General features: G+C 53.4%; 16 protein-coding genes. 10 read left to right on the top strand and 6 right to left on the bottom strand.

The window, feature by feature from the left end:
• Positions 1-45: 45 nt before the first annotated feature.
• Both C9I92_RS07130 and murQ read right to left on the bottom strand, forming a co-directional pair.
• Positions 46-486: a DoxX family protein gene (locus C9I92_RS07130; RefSeq protein WP_047885145.1), complete on the bottom strand. Its 441-nt coding sequence runs from the start codon at positions 484-486 to the stop codon at positions 46-48.
• Positions 487-1,335: 849 nt separating this feature from the next.
• Positions 1,336-2,238 (bottom strand): N-acetylmuramic acid 6-phosphate etherase, encoded by a 903-nt coding sequence (gene murQ, locus C9I92_RS07135; protein WP_047884922.1) that lies wholly within the window; start codon positions 2,236-2,238, stop codon positions 1,336-1,338.
• 326 nt (positions 2,239-2,564) lie between these two features.
• Here murQ and C9I92_RS07140 point away from each other — a divergent pair, with 326 nt between their 5' ends.
• Positions 2,565-3,782, top strand: a complete 1,218-nt coding sequence (locus C9I92_RS07140; protein WP_047884921.1) for a right-handed parallel beta-helix repeat-containing protein — start codon at positions 2,565-2,567, stop codon at positions 3,780-3,782.
• Between the two features lie 185 nt (positions 3,783-3,967).
• Here the strand turns inward: C9I92_RS07140 and C9I92_RS07145 are convergent, their stop codons facing one another.
• Both C9I92_RS07145 and C9I92_RS07150 read right to left on the bottom strand, forming a co-directional pair.
• Complete coding sequence (locus C9I92_RS07145; RefSeq protein ID WP_047884920.1) at positions 3,968-4,435, bottom strand: GNAT family N-acetyltransferase; 468 nt, start codon at positions 4,433-4,435, stop codon at positions 3,968-3,970.
• A 49-nt stretch (positions 4,436-4,484) separates the two neighbouring features.
• Positions 4,485-4,967 carry a GNAT family N-acetyltransferase gene (locus C9I92_RS07150; RefSeq protein WP_242551935.1) on the bottom strand — a complete coding sequence of 161 codons (483 nt, stop codon included), beginning with the start codon at positions 4,965-4,967 and terminating at the stop codon, positions 4,485-4,487.
• Between the two features lie 507 nt (positions 4,968-5,474).
• Between C9I92_RS07150 and C9I92_RS07160 the strand changes: the two genes are divergently transcribed.
• The 9 genes from C9I92_RS07160 to C9I92_RS07200 all read left to right on the top strand — a co-directional run bounded on the left by C9I92_RS07160 (position 5,475) and on the right by C9I92_RS07200 (position 15,487).
• Positions 5,475-6,365 (top strand): LysR family transcriptional regulator, encoded by an 891-nt coding sequence (locus tag C9I92_RS07160; RefSeq protein ID WP_047884917.1) that lies wholly within the window; start codon positions 5,475-5,477, stop codon positions 6,363-6,365.
• 94 nt (positions 6,366-6,459) lie between these two features.
• The gene (locus C9I92_RS07165; protein ID WP_053061796.1) at positions 6,460-7,554 is read left to right on the top strand and encodes an efflux RND transporter periplasmic adaptor subunit; all 1,095 of its coding nucleotides are present in this window, start codon (positions 6,460-6,462) and stop codon (positions 7,552-7,554) included.
• Complete coding sequence (locus C9I92_RS07170) at positions 7,551-10,667, top strand: efflux RND transporter permease subunit (RefSeq protein ID WP_047884916.1); 3,117 nt, start codon at positions 7,551-7,553, stop codon at positions 10,665-10,667. The genes C9I92_RS07165 and C9I92_RS07170 overlap by 4 nt, the downstream gene beginning before the upstream one ends.
• The gene (locus C9I92_RS07175; protein ID WP_047884915.1) at positions 10,660-12,159 is read left to right on the top strand and encodes an efflux transporter outer membrane subunit; all 1,500 of its coding nucleotides are present in this window, start codon (positions 10,660-10,662) and stop codon (positions 12,157-12,159) included. The genes C9I92_RS07170 and C9I92_RS07175 overlap by 8 nt, the downstream gene beginning before the upstream one ends.
• A 255-nt stretch (positions 12,160-12,414) precedes the next feature.
• Positions 12,415-12,639 carry a hypothetical protein gene (locus C9I92_RS07180; protein WP_047884914.1) on the top strand — a complete coding sequence of 75 codons (225 nt, stop codon included), beginning with the start codon at positions 12,415-12,417 and terminating at the stop codon, positions 12,637-12,639.
• A 255-nt stretch (positions 12,640-12,894) separates the two neighbouring features.
• A complete protein-coding gene (locus tag C9I92_RS07185; protein WP_211263832.1) occupies positions 12,895-13,476 on the top strand; it encodes a GNAT family N-acetyltransferase in 582 nt (193 codons plus the stop codon).
• A gap of 201 nt (positions 13,477-13,677) precedes the next feature.
• On the top strand, positions 13,678-14,289 hold the full coding sequence (locus C9I92_RS07190) for a GrpB family protein (protein WP_047884913.1): 612 nt from the start codon (positions 13,678-13,680) through the stop codon (positions 14,287-14,289).
• Entirely contained in the window at positions 14,286-15,035 is a 750-nt protein-coding gene (locus C9I92_RS07195) for an SDR family NAD(P)-dependent oxidoreductase (RefSeq protein ID WP_047884912.1), read from the top strand. Before C9I92_RS07190 ends, C9I92_RS07195 begins: the two co-directional genes overlap by 4 nt.
• Positions 15,036-15,070: 35 nt before the next feature.
• Positions 15,071-15,487 carry a VOC family protein gene (locus tag C9I92_RS07200; protein ID WP_047884911.1) on the top strand — a complete coding sequence of 139 codons (417 nt, stop codon included), beginning with the start codon at positions 15,071-15,073 and terminating at the stop codon, positions 15,485-15,487.
• 65 nt (positions 15,488-15,552) lie between these two features.
• Here C9I92_RS07200 and C9I92_RS07205 read toward each other — a convergent pair whose 3' ends face one another.
• Positions 15,553-17,244 carry an immunoglobulin-like domain-containing protein gene (locus C9I92_RS07205; RefSeq protein ID WP_047884910.1) on the bottom strand — a complete coding sequence of 564 codons (1,692 nt, stop codon included), beginning with the start codon at positions 17,242-17,244 and terminating at the stop codon, positions 15,553-15,555.
• Between the two features lie 405 nt (positions 17,245-17,649).
• A complete protein-coding gene (locus tag C9I92_RS07210; protein ID WP_047884909.1) occupies positions 17,650-18,552 on the bottom strand; it encodes a LysR family transcriptional regulator in 903 nt (300 codons plus the stop codon).
• Between the last annotated feature and the right edge of the window lie 65 nt (positions 18,553-18,617).

Raw genomic sequence — 18,617 nt, forward strand, 5'->3', positions numbered from 1 at the left:
CTGACACAGAATCTTCAGGACGGTCGGAAATAGTGGCGGTCGATATTAGCGGCGGTTAGCCAGCAGGTTGTCCAGACCCAGTTTACCCGCCCCGGAAATGGCCAGAGAGACAGCCATGGCTAACAGCGCCAAACCAAACTCGTAGCCGTTGTTCGCCATGAACAGGCCATTTTCCAGGTGGACGCTGGCAATGGCGACAGCCATGGTAAAGGCGACGACGGCTGCAGCCGGACGAGTCAGCAGACCCAGCAGAATAAACAGACCCCCAAAGAACTCTGCACTACCGGCTAACAATGCCATCAGGAAACCCGGAGCCAGGCCGATCGAAGCCATCCATTGACCGGTGCCTTCCAGCCCGGAGCCACCGAACCAGCCGAACAGTTTTTGTGAGCCGTGGGCCATTAGGATAATCCCAACAGGAACGCGCAATGCCAGCGGTGCCAGAGAGGGATGAGAAGTCAGAAGGCGTTGGATAAAAGTGTTCATAATCATGTCCTCAAAAAATTCGAATGTTGCTTCAGATTTCCCTCTTGAATTTCACGGTGGAGTGAGAGGGTTAACCTGAGCTGTTGATCTGAAGTGTAGGGACAAATGGCGACTAACAACACGGGGCACGCTTGTTCTACTTGTTCAAAAAAGTTGAATGAGCTGCGGGGAAGGCGTTCCGCGGTGGGCCTGGTCAGCTTTCCTGGAGAGTGTGCTCAGGAGAATAATCGGTGTGCAGGCAAGGAGATAGACTAAAATTAATTGGGTTGCTCCAGTTTTTGTTAAGGATGCATTCGTTATGATGGTTCCTGATGCGACGGGTTAGTGTGCCGTTTTGGCTGAGAGTTTGTGTAGCCGATGGCACCGACAGACGCACCCGTATCGTATTCAGTCTCGACTCGCTAATTGTGTCTCTATTTTGGACACTCGCTATTTGGCTCAGCATTTGCTGAGCTTTTTTGTACCTGCGATTTGCCATGGCAACTATCTCTCGCTTCTGGAGCGACGGTTTCAGAGGGCTGGCTTTTTATTCCGCGTGAGGTTTTCTGCTGTGGGAATGTGGGAATGTGGGAATGTGGGAATGTGGGAATGTGGGAATGTGGGAATGTGGGAATGTGGGAATGTGGGAAGAAGAAAATTGCGAGTGAGGGATAGCAGGCGTGGTGTTATTACCAGCCTGCTGAGAATACCGCTCTGAAGCGGTGAGTGTCTGGTGCCCGACTAGCGCCCGAAGCGATCCAGGTATATTGGGTTAACACAGAGTGAGGCCTGCAAATAATGTGGCCGACACCTGAGCCTCACTGCGGATTATCCGACCGGGAATGTCGGTTGATTGCCCGGTTGATCGCCTTAGTGGTTTTCAATGGCTTTGCGGGTAAAGCCCTGATTCTGGCTGAGTAGCAGGCCTGCCTCTTCTGCAGACACTGCGGCCAATATCATCACAATGGCTGTTTTACAGTGACCGCCGCTTGCTTGCAGGGCAGCAATGGCTTCTTCGCGGCTGCATTCGGTAGCGGACATAACGATATTCTTCTGGCGTTCAACCAGCTTGGCGTTGGTGGCTTCCACATCCACCATCAGATTGCCGTAGACTTTACCGGTGCGAATCATGGCGCCGGTTGTTAGCATATTCAGGATCAGTTTTTGTGCTGTACCGGCTTTCATACGTGATGAGCCCGTCACCACTTCCGGGCCAACCACAGGAGTGATGGCAATCTCTGAGGCTTCGCTCATCGGGCTGTCCGGATTACAGCTGATAGAAACTACGGTTGCTCCCAGCGAGGCTGCGTAATCCATCGCGCCCAGCACATATGGCGTTCGGCCGCTTGCGGCAATGCCCACCACCACATCTTTGGCTGTCAGGTTCAGGTCTTTGAGATCCTGTGCGCCCTGCTCACGGTTATCTTCGGCATTTTCCACCGCTTTCAGGATAGCCGGATGACCGCCCGCGATCAGCCCGACCACTTGTGCGGCCGGTGTACCAAAGGTCGGCGGACATTCGCTGGCATCCAGAATACCGAGACGACCGGAGGTACCCGCGCCGGTATAAATCAGGCGACCGCCCTGGAGAAAGGCCTCGGCAATCTTATCGACGGCGAGCGCGATGGCTGGCAATACGGCCTCCACGGCCAGCGCGACGTTTTTATCTTCATTATTGATGACCCGAAGCATATCCAGCGTCGGTAGGGTATCAATCTGCTCACTGGCTGGATTGCGGCTTTCGGTGATCATCTTGGTCAGGTTGATGTTCATGGCGGATCCTGAAGGGTGATTATCGCGATATGTTAGCACGGATGAGACAGAGGGATCTCACCGGTACGTTGGCGATTTGCTTGAATACCTGAGAGTGAAGAGCAGAGAGTTGATGTCAGTGCTGCCTTGATTGTTTGTTTGGTGCGTCTCAATAAATAGGCATGCAAAAAAGTGAGCCGGAATGCTATCTGCTTGAACAAAAAATGACTTTTCAAAAAATGGATTTTTTTGTGCTGAACGGCGGCGGGTGCTGACAAAAAACTGACATTACCAGCCGGTGTTTTCGCGATTATCCCTGCCTTCAAAACGATAACAATGGTAAAAAAATGAACACAACAACGCTTGGCTTAAAGCCACATTCAAAGCATCGTTTGAAGCCCTGGCGGGTAAGTTTACTGATTGCGTCCGTCTTTTTGATGGCATGCGGTGGCTCGGGTGGCGCTGAAGCCAAACCGTCTGAAGACAAAGGCAAACCGACCACCCCGGGCAAACCTAACAAGCCAACGCAGCCAGAGACTCCCGACACGGATACCGGTAACGGCAGCGAAGGCGGCGATGAACCGGTAGCTCCAGAGAACCCTTATGAGCCAGAAGTGCCAGTGGAAGCCGGACAGATTTCTGTCGACGGTACTCTCTATAACGATATAGCAGCGGCGCAGTCAGCCATTCAGCCCGGCAGTCTGGTGGTACTGGGGAGCGGGGTTTATAGCCAAGGGCTGTACATCGGCCATGATGATGTCACCGTTCAAGGCAGCGAAGGCACCCATTTCAAAGGCGCTGCAATTCAGGGCAAAGGGACGTTCGTGGTTGACGGCAACAACGTCGTGATTGAAGGCATTGAGTGCAGCGGCGTATCTGTGCCGGATCAGAACGGAGCGTGTGTGCGCCAGCAGGGGCAGGATCTGATGCTGAGCAATGTGTATTTCCACGACAGTGAGCAAGGCGTGCTGTCGGCGCAGGGAAGTGGCAAACTGACGATCGAATACAGCCGGTTTGAGCAGTTGGGCAAGGCGGGACGCGCCCATGCGGTATACAGCAATAATGACAGCCTGGAGATTCGCTATAGCCGCTTTTACAGTTCAAAAGATCAGGGACATGAAATCAAATCCCGTGCTCCGCGCACACTGATTGAGTACAGTGAAATCGCTTCGCTGTCGGGCGTTGACAGCCGTCTGGCTGACGTGTCGAACGGTGGCGCACTGACGATTCGAAACAGCGTGCTGGAACAAGGGCCCAATACCTCAAACTATCAGCTGATTGGTTTTGGTCTTGAGGGCATGACCAACAGTGTGGCACCGTCGGTGGTGCTGGAAAACAACATTGTCCTGCTGGAACGTGCCAATGGTAACGTCTTCCTGGGACTGCCAAGTGATAGCAGCGGTATCTCAATCTCTATTACCGGAAATGACTTTATCGGTGAGGCTAAATTCAACGACAAAGATCAGCACAATATTCCGGCCAACAACCGCCTGTTTACAGACCGCACCAGTTACGGGCTAGGGGCTTTCCCTGAGCTGCCGGATATTGGTGTGCAAACGCCGTAAAGGCACAAGCCGGAGCCGATGATGCGGGCTCCGGCTCTTATTCTGCCATGTTCGCTGTGGCGACTTTGTCTATTATGGCAACTGTGGTGATTGTGAACAGTTTGGTTAACATTGATCTTCAGTGTTGTGATGCGTAAATGAACCCGCCGGGCTAACCGCCGCGTTGGGAACGGGTGATCGCTTTCTCAGGCGATGACTTTTTTCATTGGAATGCAGTCCAGACAGACCCCTCGCGGTGTACGGTAGGTGGCGACGTTGTCGCCCACAAAACCGCATGAGCGATAGAAAGGAGCGGCGTTTAACGTGGACTCTAATTGGAGTGAGGTCAGGGCGTTTTCTGCTGCCAGTGTTTCCAGAAATGACAGCATGCTTTTGGCCGCTCCTTTTCCAAAATATGCCGGGTCGACAAAGATGGCGTCGATCATTCCGTTTTGAGTATTCAGTTTACCGCTGCCGACCACTTTTCCGTTAATTTCCGAAACGTAGAAGGTATCAACGATATCTTTGATCAGTGCTGTTGAGATACCGCCGTGGGTCCACAAGTTGAGTTGTTCCGCAGTATAAAAGTCGGAGCACTTTTCAATTATTGCGTTTTTTCTTAGTTCATAAATGGCGTGAACATCCGATTCGACGGCTTTCCTTATTGCAATCATGTTTTTTCCTTAAAACGGTTGGATATGGACGAGCGTTTTTTCTCTTTTATCAATCAATGCGCTTTGATAGCAATAACTGTTTGTTAATAAATCCCATCTTTGCGTAGCAACGAATAGCATCGGCATTGTTCGGCCATACATGGAGCTCAACAGAGGTCGCTTTTTTTGCCCGGGCCCAGCACTCAAAATGTGCGACCAGTTTTTGGGCGATGCCTTGTCGTCTTGTTCTGGGCGCAACGACAATGTCCTCGATGTAGGAGTAACAGCGTGGCGCGGTCCAGCGTCTGCAATCCACTTGCACTACGTTGCCCAGCAAGGTTCCTACTACGGTATCGTGATGTTCTGCGACGAATAAGGCACTGTTGTCGTCGACCAAGATGGCATCAAGCTCCTCAACGGTTAAAACCTCGGTCGTCTCTCGGACGGTATCCGGCGCTAAAGCTGCATTATGTTTGTTTTCTATGATAAAGAGGCTGACAAGGGCCTCCCAATCTTGGCCTCTGGCTTTGCGTATCATGGTTTCTCTAAACAATGGTTTTCCTCGACGATGGTTTTTGCTCAACAAGGGTTTTTCTTAATAAGTTTTTTCTTAACAATGGGTTTTGCTGAACAATGTGTTTCTTCAGCAGAATACTCGCACGCTGCCCATTAATCTGTATGCCCGCATACTGGAGCAGGTTGCCTGATTTTGTCGGCAGTTGTTTGGTTTTAAAGGGTAATCGCACGTATAAAGAGTAATAGTACGTAAAGCGGTGGCGCATACCCAACATAAAAGTCTGCAATTTCGGGCAGATTATCATTTGTTCGTTTGCTTCTTATTGCCGCTGGGTCGGGGCGTTTTTTCGTTAAGCGGCCGGGTTTTGCGTCAAATAGCTCAGTTTGTCGTTAAGTCGCCGAGTTTTCGTTAAGTACACGTGTATAAAGAAGATTCAGCCGTGGTTTGTTCTAATCTGGTAAAGTGCCTCTGCGGTTCGGTGACGCGGTCATATTGCCGTGCAGGCCGAGTGGCGACAGCAGAAATACAAAACGGACAGGCGTGATGAAAATTGATGATTTAAAGTTGTTTGTACTGGTGGTGGAGCTGGGCGGTTTTTCCAGTGCGGCAGATGCCCTGAATTTACCGCGTTCGAATGTCAGCCGCAGGATCAATGATCTGGAGAAAGAGCTGAATATTAACCTGCTGACCCGAACCACCCGTCGCCTGACGCCAACGCCTATCGGACAGGAGTATTACAACAGCCTCAAGGACATTTTGCCTGAACTGGACAGAGCCCATGAATTGGTGAAAACCCAAAGTCAAAGTCCGACCGGTAAAATCAAAGTGGGTCTGCTGCATGAGGCCGACATTCTCTTGCACGATGTCATTCACAGCTTCCTTCATGACCATCCCAATATCAGCCTGGAAACCCATCTGAGTGCGTTGGGGTATCACGATATCCTGACTTATGGTTTGGACGCGTGCGTTCATATTGGTGCTATCAGTGACAGCTCTTTTATTGCCCGTCGGGTAGCGCCTATTAAGGGAAAACTGTACGCCACACCTGAATATGTCAGTAAATACGGTCGGCCAGGCAGCCTGGCGGATCTGGACGAGCATTTCATGGTTTTGCTGCGCCGTCCGGATGGCAGGCTGGATAACCACTGGGTGTTCAATAAAGGGGAAGTCACTGTGAACAGCCGGTTGGTGTCAAACAGTGCCTATTATATCCGTCATGCGGTGTTTCAGGGGGATGGCATCGGCATGTTTGCTGAGCTGATGATGAAACCGTTTGTCGAGCGCGGTGAAATTATCGATCTGCTGCCGGACCATGAAACCTTCTTTGATGAGGTGTCTTTGGTGTACCCGCGACGTAAAGGATTATCTTTCGCCGCTCGGCTATTTATTGACTACGTTCTCGAAGAAGTGGAAAAGATTCAGGGATTGTCCTGAAATTTGAGACAGTGTTAACAAAATCTGCCCGATTATCTCTTTGAGTAGATTATTTAGAATGCAACACCACAATTAATAGCAATGGTTTGTATTCATGAAATCGACTCGTCCAGCGAAACACTGCCTGGCTACTCTGATAATGGGCACTTTGCTCGTTGGCTGCGGCTCTGAAGCCGTCAGCGTAGCGCCTGATACGGCACGTCCTGTCAATATCCTCCAGCTTAATGCCGCCAATCAGCGCGATGTCATGCGTTTCAGTGGGGAGATTGAGTCTCATCAGGCATCGAAGCTGGCCTTTCGGGTTCCCGGGACGGTCGAGCAAATTCTGGTTCGTGAAGGGGAGTGGGTGAAGGCCGGCCAGGTCATCGCCCGGTTAGACCCGCACGACTTCCAGGTCAACGTGAATGAAACGAAAGCCCGGCTGAGTGAGGCGCGGGCAGCCCACAAACTGGCGCAGATTGAACTGAAACGTACCCGCCTGGCGGCGGCTGACAATGCGGTGTCCGGGGTGAACGTCGATCGCGCAATCAGCGCCGAAGCGCGTGCGCGTGCCAACGTCACCATGCTTCAGCAATCTCTAAAAAAAGCCAGTGATGCGCTGCGATACAGCCAGCTGACGGCGCCTTTTGATGGGGTGATCGGCCAGCGGTTCATTGATGAGTTCGAGCAGACGGCACCGGGGCTGTCGGTGGTATCTCTGCATCAGCCAAACCAGCTTGAAGCTGTGGTGGATGTGCCGGAGAACCAGATCGCCATGCTGAAGAAAGGCATGGCGGCGCAGGTGCAATGGTATCAGCAGGACAGCCAGGTCAAGGCTGTGATCACGGAAATCGCCACCCTGCCGGATACCCTGAAACAAACCTACGAGGTCACTCTCGCGCTGACCGAACCTACTTCTTCGCTGTTTCCGGGCAAAACCGTCAATGTCCAGTTTGAGCAGGCTGAACTCAGTGGCGGCTACTGCTTACCGACGGCGGCAGTTAAAGTGAAAAACGGCGTCACGCAGGTGGTGACGGTAAAGCAGGGCAGTGCGGTGCACGTGCCGGTGAACGTGGTCTCCCAGCGTCACGACAGCCTGTGTGTTGAAGGGGCGCTGCAAAGCGGTGACAAGGTGGTGACGGCAGGTAGCATGTTCCTGAAAGAAGGCGATGCCCTGACCCTGCTCAATGACACAGGAGCACAGTCATGACCTTGTCGACGTTCGCCCTCCGGCAGAAAACCTTTGTGATCTTTTTCACCGTACTTTGCACCATCGCCGGTATCTATTCCTACTTCGACCTGGGCAAACTGGAAGACCCGGCCTTTACCGTAAAAAGTGCCGTGGTGATGACCATCTACCCGGGCGCAACGGCGCAGGAGGTGGAAAAACTGGTCACCGATAAAATCGAAACCCGGTTGCAGGAGATGGGCTCGCTGTGGAAGCTGCGCTCCCTGTCCCGTCCCGGCAGTTCGCTGATCTTTGTCGATCTGCAGGAAAAATACAGTTCCGACGAGCTGCCTCAGCAGTGGGACTTGTTGCGCCGTAAGGTGCAGGACGTGAAGCTGGAGCTGCCGCCTCAGGCGCAAATCAGCATCGTGCAGGACGAATTTTCGGAAGTGTACGGCATGGTGTTTGCGGTTTACGGTGATGATATTCCGATGCGTGATCTCAAAGACTACGCCCGTGAACTGCAACGCCGGATTAAAACCGTCGACGGGGTGAAAAAAATTGAGCTGCACGGTGTGCGTGAGCAAGTGGTGAACATCGATATTTCCGATGAGCGCCTGGCAGACAGCCATATTTCACTGGCTCAGTTGATTGAACAACTGAACAGCCAGAATATCCCGGTGACGGCTGGAGACTTTGACCTGGGCAACGAGAACCTGCGGGTTGAGCAGACCGGGGCGTTCCGCAGTGTGGATGACATCAAAAATCTGGTGATCCGAACCGGTGTTCCGGGTATTGGTGACGGTGTGGGTACGATTCGTCTGGGCGATGTGGCTGAGGTGTATCTGGGGTATCAGACTCCGGCACTGACCGAGAGCCGCTATAACGGCCAGCAGGCCATCACATTGGCCGTCAGCCCGGAAAACGGCATCAACGTGGTCAGCATTGGCGACGATCTGAAAGCGGTGCTGAACCAGTTCGAATCTGAGCTGCCGGTGGGTGCCGGTGTCGGTATCGTGGCGTATCAGCCGGATGAAGTGACCAAATCGATTAACAACTTTGTCGCCAACCTGGTGGAAAGTGTAGTGATCGTGGTTGCGGTGCTGCTGGTGTTCATGGGCTGGAAGGAAGCCACCATTGTGGGTGTCAGCCTGCTGCTGACGATTCTGTTTACGCTGGTCTACATGAATGTGGCCAATGTGGATTTGCAGCGGGTTTCGCTCGGCTCCTTCATTCTGGCACTCGGCATGTTGGTGGATAACGCGATTGTGATTGTTGACCTGTTCCAGACCAAGCTGCGCAACGGGGTGGCGCGTTCCGAGGCGGTGAAAGAGTCGATTCAGGAAATGGCCATTCCGCTGCTGGGAGCCACCGTGATTGCGGCACTGGGAACCGCGCCGGTACTGTTTTCTCAAACGGACTCAGCCGAGTTTTCCCTGTCGATCGTGCATGTTCTGTGCAGCTCACTGCTGCTGTCGTGGGTTGTCGCCATGATTGTGACCCCGCTGATGTGCATGGTGTTTTTGAAAGCACCTCAAGGCAATGCCCAACAGGCGCGTGAAAACAAAGCCTATGTGGCTTACCGCCGCGCTGTATTCTGGACCGTCGATAATCCGAAAAAAGCGCTGCTGCTGGTGGCTCCGATGCTGGTGGTGTCCTTGATGGCGGCGCCGCTGCTGCCGGTAAACTTTATGCCGGGTTCGGACCGGGCAATCGTATTTCTAGATTACTGGCTGCCAAACGGCGGACGGATCGACAACGTTTCGCAGGACATGAAGCAGGTTGAGCAATGGCTGCTGAAACAGCCGGAAGTGGAGAGTATTTCCAGCTATGTGGGCGAAAGTGCGCCGCGTTTCTCGGTGACGGTAGAGCCTGAGCCACTGGATGCCAGCTACGGCCAAATCCTGATCAATACCCGTTCATTTGACGATATTGAGTCTCTGGTCGCGCGCGGTGATCAGTGGTTGGCACAAACGTTCCCGCATGCCGAGCCCCGTTTTCGTGACCTGAAACTGGCCACCAAAGACAAGTTCAGTATTGAAGTGCGCTTCGAAGGGCCGGATCCGACGGTACTGCATCAGCTGTCTGATCAGGCACAGGCAATCATGCGCGCCAATCCGCATACCAAATATGTGCGTGATAACTGGCGTCAGGAAAGCAAGGTGCTTGTTCCACTGATCAATCAGGAAGCGGCCCGTCGCGCCGGGGTTAACCGGGCGGATATCGCACTGGCACTCAATCGCGCCACGGAAGGGCTGCCGATTGGCACCCTGCGTAAAGACGATGACCTGATTCCGATCAAGCTCAACAGCACCAACACGTCGCTGGAATTTATCAACAACATTCCGGTGCGTTCTGTACTGGGCGCACACAGTGTTCCGCTAGGACAAGTCGTGGATGATGTTCAGATCAAAGGCGAAGAGAGCATGATCTGGCGCCAGAACCGACTGCCGGCCATTACCACGCAGGCCGGGGTAACGGGAGCGACGGCGTCAGACATTCGCAAACAACTGGCACCTGAGCTGGAGGCCATTGCGCTGCCACCGGGTTACAGCATGAAATGGGGCGGGGAATATTACGATGAGAAGCGCTCGGTCGACGATTTGGTGACGCAGAACCCGAAAGCATCGATTCTGATGTTCGTGATTCTGGTGGCGTTATTTAATGCATATCGCCAGCCGATCATCATCTTTGTCACGCTGCCGCTGGCTTCTATCGGCATCATCTGGAGCCTGCTGCTGCTCAACAAGCCGTTTGGGTTTATGGCGATTGTCGGCATGATTTGCCTGAGCGGGATGATCATCAAAAACGGTATCGTTTTGATGGATCAGATTGAGCTTGAACGCCAGCGCGGACGGAAGATGGCCGATGCGATCAAAGCGGCAACCCTGAACCGGACAATGGCGATCTCAATGGCTGCCCTGACAACGGTACTGGGCATGGTGCCGCTGCTGACCGACCAGCTGTTTGATCAGATGGCTGCCACGATCATCGGTGGTCTGGTGGCGGCATCTGTCCTGTCACTGTTTGTGATGCCGGCGATGTACCGTCTCTGCTTTGCCAAAGAGGAAAAGCAGGAAAATCAACCACAGTTAACGACGCAGCAGGACGCCGCATCACAAGATTACGATTCAGAGGTAAAAGGTCATGAATAAGCGTCAATTAGGGCTGATGATCGGTGCGCTGCTGTTATCCGGCTGTTCCATGGCGCCGGACTACGATGTGCCGACGGTCGCGATGAACGATGTTTACCTCAACCAGGTCGATTCGGCGACACAGCCCGGCAGCCATTTCCACGCGGCCTGGTGGGAAGCGTTTCAGGATGCTCAGCTGAACCGGTTGGTCAGCGATGCCCAGCGACAGAACATCACCCTGAAAATCGCCAGTGAGCGAATTCAGGCCGCGCAGTCATACCACAAGGCGGTGGCTTCACTGAAAGTCCCGACCGTGTCGATCAGCGGCGGGGTGGCGGATATCCGGCTCAGTGAAAATGAGGCCATGATGGGCGGGATGGTGCGTGACCATACCTTGCCATCTGCGCTGGGCGGCGGTCAGGTACGTGTAATGGACCGCGACCAGACGGATTATTTCCTGGGACTGAATGCGTCCTGGGAACTGGATGTGTTTGGTCGGATCGACAGCATGAGCCAGGCTGCAGCGATTCGTGCCGAACAGGCCGCCATCATGAAACAGGCGGTGACGACGCTGATTACTGCTGATGTGATTAATAACTATCTGCAATATCGCGGGGCGCAGGAGCGGATTGCGATTGCCGACGAGAACATTCGTGATCAGGAAGAGATGCTGCGGCTGGTGGAATCCCTCAACCGGCACGGCTACGGCTCTGAGCTGGATGTAGCCAATGCCAAGGCCAACCTGGCGGCAACCCGGGCGATGGTGCCGAAACTGGAAACCGCCAAAAGCGTTCACCTGAACCGGTTGGCCATTTTACTGGGGGAAAACCTGCATAAAACCGAAGCGCGTCTGGCCGGGCAGTCAGCTCAGAGGGTGATGCCGTCAATGCACGGTGTGATTCCGACCGGGCTGCCGTCAGAGCTGCTGACCCGCCGTCCGGATATCGCTCTGGCCGAGCGGGAAATTGCTGCCCGTAATCAGGAAGTTGGTGCCGCGATTGCGAATCAGTATCCGCGCTTTTTCCTGACCGGATCGCCGGGCGTGATGGCCGGTGATTTTGGTGACTTGTTTGATTCCGGCTCTGACACCTGGATGCTGGGTGCCGGGTTCAGCTGGAATATCTTCGATGCCGGTCGTAACAAAGCGATGGTGGACATGCAGGAAGCCGGATTCCGCCAGTCTGTACTGAGCTATCAGGACACCGTGAATGCGGCTTTCAATGAGGTGGAAACTGCCCTTCGTGCCTACGGCAACAGTCAGCAGTTTGAGCACTATCTGAAGGAAGCGGAGCAGCAGGCGGAAACCGCGCTGGGTAAAGCCAACTCGCTGTACCAGTCCGGACTGGTGAACCATCTCTCGGTGCTGGATGCCCAGCGTCAGAAAAATCAGGTGCAGGATGCGGAAGTGCTGGCAAGGCTGAATACCGCCTCTAGTGTGGTGATGCTGCACAAAGCATTGGGTGGTGACTGGAATTCGCCGGCTGCCCGGCTGCCGTCAGTACCGCGCACCTGACACTAAAGGGTGTATGCCAGAAGAGGGCGGCTTGGTTCTGATTACAGATGACTGTGCGTTGTTCCTGCTGCCATTTTTATTGCCGTTTTCGTTGTCACCCTTGTTGCCGCCTTTGTTGTTACTTTGGTTGTTGCCTGAACGGGCAACAACAGCGGCGAGACTTTGCGACAGGCGGCGACGAGGCGACACTCTGCCTGCTTGTTTTCCGTTTCGCATGAATGAATGCGCCCCTACGAAATTTCATGGAGTGATGTTATGACCGTTCCCTTTGGCCTGCTGGGTTTTCTCGGGTTGTTTGGCCTGGTCTGGTATTTGTCGTTTAAACCGAATGCCGCTAAGCCGCCGGATAACCGCCGACCTTGTCATCGCCAGTCCTTCCGCTGGCTGGGTGAGGCGATACTCAGTTTCTTCTGGCTGATTGCCATGCTGGCCTTGGTGGATGCCGGGTTTGACAACCTGCGCCTTGACCTGCGTTTTTAGTGATTATTGTCTGTTTTCGCTTATCCTGGTGCGCCTACTGAGTGTACGTCTGCTGAGTGTATGTCTGCTGAGTGTGTGCCAGTCCAATGCATGCTGGCTGGCGTGAGAAATGTGCCGCTGGACAGAAACAGAACGTGATTTTCACTGCTGTTGTTTGTTATAACGAACGTTTTATGCCTTTAAGGGCATATGTCTGGCCTGTTCCACCGGTCAATACGCCAGCGGACGTTTACTACTCAGCAGAAAGGAAGATTGATGGAAAACCGTGCTACCCCCTCTACCGAAAATACAACCGAGCCCCTGCACCCGGCGGTAAGGTTGCTCAGTACAACGCTGGTCATCGATACTCTGACAGAGCAGGACTGGCCGGTCTTCTTGCGTTTGCATACCGAACCTGCGGTGATTGAAAAATGCTTTGATCCCAAACCTCAAACTGAACTTCGGGCCCGTTTCGCCACGCGTTTACAGGGCTGGCAGCCGGACAGCAACGACTGGCTGACCGTCGCAGTCAGGGAGCGATCGTCGGGGAATATCGTCGGAGTCACCGGTTTTTGTTTTGACGGACAGACTGCAGAAGTCGGTTATCTGTTTCTGCCTGAATATTACGGTCGGGGGTTTGCAACGGAATCACTCAACGCCATCATCGACTGGGCGGTGCAGTGCCATAGCATTACTCGCTTTCAGGCGGTGGTCACTGAAGGTAACGTGGCCTCTGAACGAGTGCTGGAAAAGTGCGGATTTCGCTGTGTCGAGATCGTACCGGATGCCTACAGCATCGGCGGAAAACGCTATGCTGATCATATCTTTAACCTGAATCGCCAGTCTGGGACTGCGTAGTCTCCACTTCCACGTAGTTTCCGTCGCTACGTAGTTTCAACCACGCAGTTTCAGCTAAGACGTCGTCTCAGTTCCCGTGTTGCCTCAGACCTCGTTTCAGCCTCAGCCTAATCTTAACGCTACGTAATTAGCGTCTGGATGTGACCGGTCAGGCCAATCTGTGATGCCGTATTGCGACTATCGTAAACAAGGATGTAAACCATGAAACCAAAGACAGAATCTCAGAAGTCTTCACATCTATCTTCAGCGGTCTCTTCACCCGTTTCTGAGCGGGTGGTGGTCGAAGTGGTGGCTTACCGCCCCGACTGGCAGGCGGATTTCGATCAGGAACAAGCTCTGATCACAGAGCAGTTATCGTCGCACAATGTGGCCGGGATCCACCATATCGGCAGTACATCGGTGCCAGGACTCTGGGCCAAGCCCTTGATTGATGTCCTGCTGGAAGTGCATAGCCTGGCGCTATTGGATCAGGAAACTGAAAGGCTGGTGAGGCTCGGGTATGAAGCGATGGGGGAGTTTGGTATTCCTGAGCGGCGTTTTTTCCGAAAAGGCAGTGCCACTCAACGTACTCACCATCTTCATGCTTTTCTGGCGGGGTCGCCACAAGTGAAGCGGCATCTTGCGTTTCGTGATTATCTCCGGGCTTTTCCCGAAATTCGTGATGAATACGCGGCCGTTAAGCGCGAAGGCGCACGGCTGTGCCAGAATGAAATGGCACGTTATATCGCCCATAAAAATGATTTCATCCTACATCATGAGGCGCAGGCCCTTTGCTGGCAGGCTGCTGAACCGGAAAAAGGAGACATGCCATGACCTCGACTTCACGCGTAGCACTGGTTACCGGGGGCAGTAAAGGTATCGGCTTGGCGATGGTGAAACATCTGGTGGCGCAGGGCTGTCAGGTGATCACTTGCTCAAGGCATGCTGATACCTGGCTAGATTGTGTGGCACAGGAACCGGCGTTGGCCGGGGTGGATTATACCCCGTTGGACATTGCGGAAACGGCGCAAACGGAAGACTGGTTTAAAGCCATTCAGATCCGTTACGGCCAGCTCGATGTTGCGGTGAACAATGCTTCGCCCATGCTGGCTTCCAAGGGAACCTTTGAGCAGGTCGAAACTGCCGATTTGCAGGCCACCTTGCAGCAGGACTTCTGGTCGCACGCCCTGTGTCTTAAGCTTGAATTGGCGCTGATGGCAAAAGGGGGAGCGATTGTGAATATCAGCTCGGTCAATGGACTTCGTCCGACGCCCAATGCCGCCATGTACAGTGCGGCGAAACATGCGCTGGAAGGGCTGACTCGTTCGGTTGCGCTTGAGGCGGTCAAGAAAGGTGTCAGGGTCAATGCGGTCGCGCCAGGTGTCACCTGGACGCCAAGGTGGATTGCCCGCCAGCAGGATGAGCCGGTGATCCGCGAAAGTGTATCCGAGGTGGTACCGATAGGGCGCTTTGCCGAGCCGGAAGAAATAGTGCACGCGGTTGATTTTTTGCTGTCAGACAACGCCCGCTATATTATCGGGCATACGCTGGTGGTGGATGGTGGGTTAAGCCTGACGTAGAATGGCGCCTTGCACATTTACCCGGGGAGCCTGTGATGAAACAGTCCATCATCCATATTGCACTGGTGGTTCGCGATTACGATGAAGCCATTGATTTTTATGTAAATAAGCTTCATTTCGAACTAATTGAAGATACTTATCAGCCTGACCAGGATAAACGCTGGGTCGTGGTGTCGCCGCCAGGTTCGAATGGCGTCGCCTTGCTGTTGGCGCGTGCTTCGAACGAGGAGCAGCAACAGGTCGTAGGCAATCAGACTGCAGGACGCGTTTTCCTGTTTCTCAGCACCGATGATTTCTGGCGCGATTATGAGCGGATGGTCAAAGACGGTATCCACTTTGTCCGCGAGCCGAAAGAGCAGGACTACGGTACGGTCGCTGTTTTTGAAGATCTGTACGGTAATTTATGGGATCTGCTGCAGCTACATCCCGATCACCCTATGGCAGGAAGATAGCGGGGCGATAGCGAGGTGAGCCCGCCGCTAAAACGCCACGGCATACCGTGGCGTTTTGTTGTCGGTTACTGGCAGCCAGCCGCCCCGAGCGACTCCCATACTCCCCATTGACCCGTTGTGCCCGGTTCTTCACCACGAGTCCACCATTTCGCCCGCCACAGTTGACCGTTGTGAATGGCGCGATCGTCAGCAACATAAATGGTGTTGCTGTTCCAGGCATTGCTACAGCCCGGTTGACTGTCGTCGAACACTTCAACGTTGCGTGTGATGCTGAGGCTCTCACCGTTACCGTATACCACTGTATAAGTAAGTGCATACGTACCGGCTTGCCCGGTGTTGACCTGGCCACTCACTGTCGTCTGGCTGGTCAGATCCCCGTCCACAGGATGGGTGACGGTAACCCCGGCCATAGGATCAAACGTACTGTTGAGCGGAATGCGGACATCACTGACGCCATCGAACACCGGTTGGAGGTCATAGACCGTCACTTTTCTGGGTTCACTGGTGCTGTTGCCCTGATTATCAGAGACTTTGTATGTCAGTACATACTCACCGGAAATGCTGGTATTAACCTGACCTTCCACCAGAATATTGCTACTGATGTCAGCGCCGTTGCTGTCTTTGGCCACCACGCCAATCAGTGGCTCAAAGACCTCGCCGCGCAGTACCCGGACATCGGTCAGGCCGGTAAAGATCGGAGACAGATCCGGCAGCGGCGGTTGCTGGTTATGGATAAAGCTGCCGTAGTCTTTGATGAACTGCTCGTGATAAGGCTGGCCAGCAGCATTTTTCCCCATGTCCCAGTTGACGGACCAGGTCATTACACCGCGCAGTGGCTGACCTTGTTGGCTGAGCTGTTCGAATGCGCCGTACAGGGCGTTTGGATCCTCGATAAAACCGTTGGCCGCGCCGTCAATGTTGGCCGGGATGCCGAACACCAGTTTGTCGTGTGGAATGGTCGTGTAACCGCGGGTGCCGTTAATCAGCGAATCAGCCATGTAATAGATAAACTGCTGTTTCTGAGGGCTGTTTTGTGAAAGCCAGCCTACGCCGTCCACATACACACCATCGCCGCCCTGATTATAAAACTGCGGATTGATAAAGTCGTAATAGCCGTTCAGCGCTTGGATATAAGGCAAATATTTTCCGTTCGCTATGGACAGATAAGGGAACTCTGGCGCCATGGTGATCATGAAATGCTTGCCCTGTGCCTGATAGTGATCTTTTACTATTTTCAGTGCCGCCGGAATGACCGTCTGGTTGGCCGCAGCAGTAATGGCCGTTTGTTCAAGATCGATATCAAGCCCGTCGAAGCCGAATTTGTCGGTCAGGCGGATAATTTCATCGGCAAAGGCTTGTTCATCGCCCGCTTGCAGTTCGATGTGCGCATCTGCGCCACCCAGAGCAAGTAACACGCTGCGTCCTTGTGAATTGAGGGTGGCAATCTGATCGATGAATTCGGCTTCAGTCAGGCCGATGGCCGGATCCAGACGGAACGTCGGAATGCGCCCTTCAGCGGTGTTGTACACCTTCATGAAAGAGACATCCACCACGTTGTAGTGCGGGTGAACAGCTGTCAGGTCAACACAGGGCGCCACCCCGCCTTTATAGCCGGCACCGTCGCACCAGTTGTGCCAGTAGCCGACGACTACATTGCCGGTTTGTACCACCATGTCGTTAGCCAGCGCGGTTGTCGGGAGAGCGGAGGTTCCCAGTGCCAGCGCCGCTGAAAGCATACTGAATGTCAGTCCTTTCATGTTCACTCCTGTTTTTAGGGTTAGATTGGGGGAAGTGCTTGTTGGAAAGGCTTGTTGATATAGCCTGCCGATAAAGCTGATTAGTGACGATTTATAAAAATCTTTGTATAAACCACGTGTTAGAAGCCGCCCGGCGATCGCTGCCAAGAGTGTTTCAGCCTTACCGCCTGACTGAAAAATGATGCATTGATTACTGGGCGTTGATGTACGTTAATCTGTTGTCGGAGGCAGGAATATAATTTTGATCGCAAAAAAAGAACTGGATTCAGGAAATGATTTTTGATGGTGTAAGTGATTTTGCTATCAATAAGGTGGCGAGTTACGCCTTGTCACTGTATGTGTTTTTTCTGATGTTTCCGATGTTTATGATGTAGCTAATGTCAGAGCTGCAACTGGAGAGCCTGATCAAACCGGCGGCAACGCGCACCGGATATCCTGCGGCCAGGTTGCGGCCAGAAAATCAATAAACTGACGTACTGCTGGTAACTGATAGCTGCGTGACAGGTAGACGGCCCACAAACTGCTGCCAGGCGTGTGATAGTTCTCCAGTACAGGTACTAATTGTCCGCTTTCAATCAAAGGGTTAGCCAGATCACACGGCAGCCTGATCACCCCATATCCCATTAAGGCCGCCTGGGTCAGGGTTGCCAGCTCATTACCTTTAATATTGCCTTTTACGGCGACCCGCTCAGGGGTGTTGTCTTTGATCAACTCCCATTCACTGGCATCAAGGTGGACGAAGCAGTTGTGCTGCCTCAGGTCTGCCGGGATGGCTGGCTGGCCATATTGCGCCAGATAGGCCGGGGCGGCGCATATCACAGCATCAATAGCCATCAGGCGTCTGGCGATCAGGTTGTCGGCGGGTTGCTGAGTGTAGCGCAGGGCGATATCAACCCGCTCATCCACTAACTGTGAAAAACGATCTGAGGCCAGAATATCTATCGTGACTTGGGGGTGAAGACTCACAAATCGGGTAATGGCCTCGATCAACAGATTTTGTGCCAGGCCAATTGGTGAAGACACCCTGATCGTTCCGGATAGCGACTGGCTGTGGGTCAAGGCATCGGTTTCCAGGGCTGTGGCTTCATTGAGAATGCGTTCGCACCGTATCAGTGCCTCTTCGCCGGCTAAGGTAAGGCTGACCTTGCGGGTCGTTCGATGCAGTAAACGTTGCTGAAGCCAGGATTCGACCTCCTGCACATGGCGGGAAACCTGTAACCGGCTGAGATCGAGGTTCTCGGCGGCTTTGGTAAAACTGGCGGTGTTGGCGACTTCAACAAAACTGCGTAAGGCGGTTAGTCGATCCATGGCAAGCCTCTAATTAGTATCTTTATTTGATACAATGTACATCAATTTCGTGCGTTTATCACAGT

The organism is Photobacterium ganghwense (genome assembly GCF_003025595.1).
In the GTDB taxonomy this organism is placed as follows: domain Bacteria; phylum Pseudomonadota; class Gammaproteobacteria; order Enterobacterales; family Vibrionaceae; genus Photobacterium; species Photobacterium ganghwense.

Excerpts from the sequence above, each read along its gene's own strand:
- C9I92_RS07130 (WP_047885145.1), bottom strand. The coding sequence starts at position 486 with ATGAACACTTTTATCCAACGCCTTCTGACTTCTCATCCCTCTCTGGCA.
- murQ (WP_047884922.1), bottom strand. The coding sequence starts at position 2,238 with ATGAACATCAACCTGACCAAGATGATCACCGAAAGCCGCAATCCAGCC.
- C9I92_RS07140 (WP_047884921.1), top strand. The coding sequence starts at position 2,565 with ATGAACACAACAACGCTTGGCTTAAAGCCACATTCAAAGCATCGTTTG.
- C9I92_RS07145 (WP_047884920.1), bottom strand. The coding sequence starts at position 4,435 with ATGATTGCAATAAGGAAAGCCGTCGAATCGGATGTTCACGCCATTTAT.
- C9I92_RS07160 (WP_047884917.1), top strand. The coding sequence starts at position 5,475 with ATGAAAATTGATGATTTAAAGTTGTTTGTACTGGTGGTGGAGCTGGGC.
- C9I92_RS07165 (WP_053061796.1), top strand. The coding sequence starts at position 6,460 with ATGAAATCGACTCGTCCAGCGAAACACTGCCTGGCTACTCTGATAATG.
- C9I92_RS07170 (WP_047884916.1), top strand. The coding sequence starts at position 7,551 with ATGACCTTGTCGACGTTCGCCCTCCGGCAGAAAACCTTTGTGATCTTT.
- C9I92_RS07175 (WP_047884915.1), top strand. The coding sequence starts at position 10,660 with ATGAATAAGCGTCAATTAGGGCTGATGATCGGTGCGCTGCTGTTATCC.
- C9I92_RS07180 (WP_047884914.1), top strand. The coding sequence starts at position 12,415 with ATGACCGTTCCCTTTGGCCTGCTGGGTTTTCTCGGGTTGTTTGGCCTG.
- C9I92_RS07185 (WP_211263832.1), top strand. The coding sequence starts at position 12,895 with ATGGAAAACCGTGCTACCCCCTCTACCGAAAATACAACCGAGCCCCTG.
- C9I92_RS07190 (WP_047884913.1), top strand. The coding sequence starts at position 13,678 with ATGAAACCAAAGACAGAATCTCAGAAGTCTTCACATCTATCTTCAGCG.
- C9I92_RS07195 (WP_047884912.1), top strand. The coding sequence starts at position 14,286 with ATGACCTCGACTTCACGCGTAGCACTGGTTACCGGGGGCAGTAAAGGT.
- C9I92_RS07200 (WP_047884911.1), top strand. The coding sequence starts at position 15,071 with ATGAAACAGTCCATCATCCATATTGCACTGGTGGTTCGCGATTACGAT.
- C9I92_RS07205 (WP_047884910.1), bottom strand. The coding sequence starts at position 17,244 with ATGAAAGGACTGACATTCAGTATGCTTTCAGCGGCGCTGGCACTGGGA.
- C9I92_RS07210 (WP_047884909.1), bottom strand. The coding sequence starts at position 18,552 with ATGGATCGACTAACCGCCTTACGCAGTTTTGTTGAAGTCGCCAACACC.